Below are 4,792 nucleotides of genomic sequence, written 5' to 3' on the forward strand. Positions count from 1 at the left end.
CACCGGGCACGCCGTGGAGGCCCGGATCTGCGCCGAGGACCCGGCCCGCGACTTCCTGCCGACCGGCGGCACGGTGCTCGCGCTGCACGAGGTCAACGGCGCCTGGGACTCCCCCCTCCCCGAGAAGGGCCGCGGGACCGGGACGGTCCGCACCGACTCCGGTCTCTCGCCGGGCGCGGAGGTCGGCAGCCGCTACGACCCGATGCTCTCCAAGGTCATCGCCCACGGCCCGGACCGCGCCACCGCCCTGCGCACGCTGCGGGCCGCGCTGGCCGCCACCGTCACGCTCGGGGTGACCACCAACGCCGGGTTCCTGCGCCGCCTGCTGGCCCACCCGGACGTGGTCTCGGGCGACCTGGACACCGGGCTGGTGGAGCGGGCCGCGGCCGGCCTGGTCGACGGCACGGTGCCGGACGAGGTGTACGCGGCGGCCGGCGCGGTCCGGCAGGCCGCGCTGGAGCCGGCGGTGCCCGAGGGCGGCTGGCGCGACCCGTTCGCCGCCCCCACCGGCTTCCGACTCGGCGGCGAGCCCGCGCCGGTCCGCCACTGGCTGCGCGTCCCCGGCCACGACCCGGTGGCGTACGACGTCCGGCCCGGCGCCCCCGAGAACGTCCGGGAGGTCACCGCGGACCGGGTCCGGATCACCGTGGACGGGGTGCTGCACACCTTCCACCGCAGCGGCGACTGGCTCGGCCGGGACGGCGACTCCTGGCACGTCACCCCGTACGACCCGGTGGCCGAGGCGCTGCGCGGCGCCGCCGGGGCGCACGGCGCGGACACCCTCGCCGCCCCGATGCCGGGCACCGTCACCGTCGTCAAGGTGGCCGTCGGCGACGACGTGGTCGCGGGCCAGGGGCTGCTGGTGGTGGAGGCGATGAAGATGGAGCACGTCATCTCCGCGCCGCACGCCGGGACCGTCACCGAGCTGGACGTCACCGCGGGCGCCACCGTCGCCATGGACCAGGTCCTGGCGGTGGTCGCCCCGCACGAGAGCGCCACGGACGCCAAGGACGCCGGGGACGCCTCCCCGGGCACGGACGAGGAGGACGCGTCATGACCGCGGCCGGACTGCCGATGGCGGTGCAGGCGGAGGGCCTGCCCACCCGCGTACGGATCCACGAGGTCGGCGCCCGGGACGGGCTGCAGAACGAATCGGCGGTGATCCCCACCGAGACCAAGGCCGAGTTCATCCACCGGCTGGCCGCCGCCGGGCTGCCACTGGTGGAGGCGACCAGCTTCGTCCACCCCAAGTGGGTGCCCCAACTCGCCGACGCCGAGCGGCTGTTCCCGCTGCTGGACGATCTCGACCCGCACCGGCTCCCGGTGCTGGTGCCCAACGAGCGGGGCCTGGAACGGGCGCTGGCGCTGGGCGCCCGCCGGATCGCGGTGTTCGGCAGCGCCACCGAGTCGTTCGCCAGGGCCAACCTCAACCGCACGGTCGACGAGGCGCTGGCGATGTTCGCCCCGGTCGTCCAGCGCGCCCGGGACGAGAAGGTCCACGTCCGCGGCTACCTCTCCATGTGCTTCGGCGACCCCTGGGAGGGCCCGGTGCCCATCGCCCAGGTCGTCCGGGTCTGCCGGGCACTGCTCGACCTGGGCTGCGACGAGCTGAGCCTGGGCGACACCATCGGCGTCGCCACCCCCGGCCACGTCCAGCACCTGCTCGCCGCCCTCAACGAGGCGGGCGTGCCCACCTCCCGGCTGGGCGTCCACTTCCACGACACCTACGGGCAGGCCCTCGCCAACACCTTCGCCGCGCTCCAGCACGGCGTCACCACCGTCGACGCCTCGGCGGGCGGCCTCGGCGGCTGCCCGTACGCCAAGAGCGCCACCGGCAACCTCGCCACCGAAGACCTCGTGTGGATGCTGCACGGCCTCGGCATCGAGACCGGCGTCGACCTGGACCGGCTGACCGAGACCAGCGTCTGGCTGGCCGGAGTCCTGGGCCGCCCCAGCCCCTCGCGCACCGTCCGCGCACGCATGCCGGCACAGTCCCCCAAGGAGTGACCATGTCCCTGGACCACCGCCTGCCCGACGAGCTGGAGGAACTCCGGCGCACGGTCGAGGCGTTCGCGCACGACGTCGTCGCCCCGCAGATCGGCGGCTACTACGAGCAGCACGCGTTCCCGTACGACATCGTGCGGCAGATGGGCCAGATGGGCCTGTTCGGCCTGCCGTTCCCCGAGGAGTACGGCGGGATGGGCGGCGACTACCTGGCGCTCGGCATCGCCCTGGAGGAACTGGCCCGGGTCGACTCCTCGGTGGCCATCACCCTGGAGGCCGGTGTCTCGCTCGGCGCCATGCCCATCTACCGCTTCGGCACCGAGGAGCAGAAGCGCGCCTGGCTGCCGAAGCTGTGCTCCGGCGAGCTGCTGGGCGCGTTCGGCCTCACCGAGCCGGACGGCGGCTCGGACGCCGGCGCCACCCGCACCACCGCGGTCCGGGACGGCGACTCCTGGGTGATCAACGGCAGCAAGTGCTTCATCACCAACTCCGGTACGGACATCACCGGCCTGGTGACGGTCACCGCGGTCACCGGCCGCGCCCCCGACGGCGCCCCGCAGATCTCCTCGATCATCATCCCGGCCGGCACCCCCGGCTTCACGGTCGCCGCCCCCTACTCCAAGGTCGGCTGGAACGCCTCGGACACCCGCGAACTGTCCTTCTCCGACGTCCGCGTCCCGGCCGCCAACCTGCTGGGCGAGGAGGGCCGCGGCTACGCCCAGTTCCTGCGCATCCTCGACGAGGGCCGGATCGCCATCGCGGCACTGGCCACCGGCCTCGCCCAGGGCTGCGTCGACGAGTCGGTGCGCTACGCCAGGGAGCGGCACGCCTTCGGCCGCCCCATCGGCGCCAACCAGGCCATCCAGTTCAAGCTCGCCGACATGGAGATGCGCGCCCACACCTCCCGGCTGGCCTGGCGCGACGCCGCCTCCCGCCTCGTCCACGGCGAGCCGTTCAAGAAGGAGGCCGCACTCGCCAAGCTCTACTCCTCCGAGATCGCGGTGGACAACGCCCGCGAGGCCACCCAGATCCACGGCGGCTACGGCTTCATGAACGAGTACCCGGTCGCCCGGATGTGGCGCGACGCCAAGATCCTGGAAATCGGCGAGGGCACCAGCGAGGTCCAACGAATGCTGATCGCACGGGAGTTGGGGTTCTAAGGGACGCCCTCGTCTCTTCCAGGGGCTCCCCCTCGGGGGCAGGCGAACGGATCCCGTAGGGGTGCCAAGCTCCCCCTGCGGGCCATAACGCGGCGGGCCCGAAAGGATATTCCCGGTCCCGCCGCGCATGCGTCATCACCTCAACGACGCCCACCCCCACCACTCCTTCACACCGGCCAGTCGTTCGCCGGGTCGTCCAGCCATGCGCGTTGCCCGTCGCGGGTGACGGTCAGGCCGAACCGGTCGTGGTCGGGTCGGTCGTTCTCGTCCCACCAGCGGTAGGCGGCCTCCGCCTCGTCCCAGAGCCGCCGGCGGCCGTGCTGCCAGACCCGCGCCGCCTCACCGTCGCGGAACTGTACGCAGGCCCACGACCGTTCGGCGAGGCCGTAGAGCCACACGGGCCGTGCTCCGTCCCGCTTCTCGGCGACGACCTGGAGGCAGTGCGGCACACGCAGCCCCAAGGCGAAGCGGTGCGCGCTGAACGGCCCGCCGACGAACTCCTCCTCCGTGAGGCCGGTGGAGGTCTCCTCACCATCGGCCACGCTGCCGGGAACATACTCGCGATGTGCGACCGGTGGCAGCCGCTGCGAGCGAAGCTTCATGAACTCCACCGGCCCGGTGAACCGCCCCGTTGCACTCGTGCCGTCACGGGCGACTTCAAGACGGGCCACGGCGTCGCTGTTGCTGTAGTGGGTGCCCCAAGGGCTGACGATGATCCCGCCCGGCCGGCATTGCCGCACCCAGGCGTGGGGGATGGACCGCAGCCCACACGTCGCGGTGATCCGGTCGTACGGCGCCCCTGGCTCGTAGCCCATGAAGCCGTCGCCGTGCACGACGCGAACACCCGGGCCGAACCGCTCCAACGCCACTCCGGCGGCCGTGGACACCGCCTCGTCCACCTCGACCGTCACCACGTTCTCCGGGCCGACGCGGTGAGCCAGGAGGGCCGCGTTCCAGCCTGTGCCCGTACCGATCTCCAAGACGCGATGTCCGCGGCGGAGGTCCAGATCCCGGAGCATGCGGAACACCACGGACGGCATCGACGCGGAGCTGGTGGAGACCCTGCCGGGTTCCGTGCCGGAGTGATCGCCGTCGTCCCACTGCGTGACGACCGGACAGTCCGAGTCGGCGTACGCCTGCCATGCCTTCGGATCGTCCGCACGGGAGACGGCCACGGTCTTCCCGGCTGCCATGTCCCACGGCCAGATGAGATCCGGCAGGAAGGCGGAACGGGGAACCGCCGCGAACGCCGGGACCCAGTCGGCGGACAGGGCCCCGCCGGCTAGGAGAGCGCGCCCCAGCTCGGTGCGGCCGGAGCGCCCCTGGCCTGCGTCCGTCATGTTCAGGCGGCCTTGGACGGGTTGGGAACGCCGGGCCCGCCGTCGGGGGTCGGCGCCGGGTGGGGGCCGGGGTAGGGCTCGCCGGGGAGCTTGTCGCCGCCGCTGTTGCCGAGAACCATGAACACCGCAGTTCCTCCTTGTGGTTCGGTACGTGTCCGGCCGCCCGACGGCCACTGCCCTCCAACGCGGACGGGCGGGCGCGCCAGTGCCTGTCGAGGTTCGGTCGACAGGCACGAGTCCGAGTGCACGGTCACCAGCCGACCCTCGCGGTGTGGTGGGGGGGGAGCC

The 4,792-nt window shown here is 73.1% G+C and carries 5 protein-coding genes; 3 read left to right on the forward strand and 2 right to left on the reverse strand.

The genetic code is table 11. The annotated features are described in order from the left end of the window. The 3 genes from RZ84_RS41035 to RZ84_RS12935 all read left to right on the forward strand — a co-directional run. Positions 1 to 1,057 (forward strand): biotin/lipoyl-containing protein (locus tag RZ84_RS41035; RefSeq protein WP_347232749.1); only part of this gene is annotated, 1,057 nt, incomplete at its 5' end. After that, positions 1,054 to 2,007 (forward strand): hydroxymethylglutaryl-CoA lyase, encoded by a 954-nt coding sequence (locus tag RZ84_RS12930; protein WP_043264442.1) that lies wholly within the window; start codon positions 1,054 to 1,056, stop codon positions 2,005 to 2,007. The genes RZ84_RS41035 and RZ84_RS12930, both read left to right, overlap by 4 nt. Before the next feature lie 2 nt (positions 2,008 to 2,009). Then, on the forward strand, positions 2,010 to 3,164 hold the full coding sequence (locus RZ84_RS12935; RefSeq protein ID WP_198539980.1) for an acyl-CoA dehydrogenase family protein: 1,155 nt from the start codon (positions 2,010 to 2,012) through the stop codon (positions 3,162 to 3,164). 167 nt (positions 3,165 to 3,331) lie between these two features. Here RZ84_RS12935 and RZ84_RS12940 read toward each other — a convergent pair whose 3' ends face one another. Next, a complete protein-coding gene (locus RZ84_RS12940) occupies positions 3,332 to 4,504 on the reverse strand; it encodes a methyltransferase domain-containing protein (protein ID WP_043264443.1) in 1,173 nt (390 codons plus the stop codon). A gap of 2 nt (positions 4,505 to 4,506) precedes the next feature. Next, positions 4,507 to 4,629 (reverse strand): hypothetical protein, encoded by a 123-nt coding sequence (locus tag RZ84_RS42295; protein ID WP_277816871.1) that lies wholly within the window; start codon positions 4,627 to 4,629, stop codon positions 4,507 to 4,509. Positions 4,630 to 4,792 lie beyond the last annotated feature (163 nt).

The organism is Streptomyces sp. CT34 (genome assembly GCF_000805335.1).
Classification (GTDB): Bacteria; Actinomycetota; Actinomycetes; order Streptomycetales; family Streptomycetaceae; genus Streptomyces.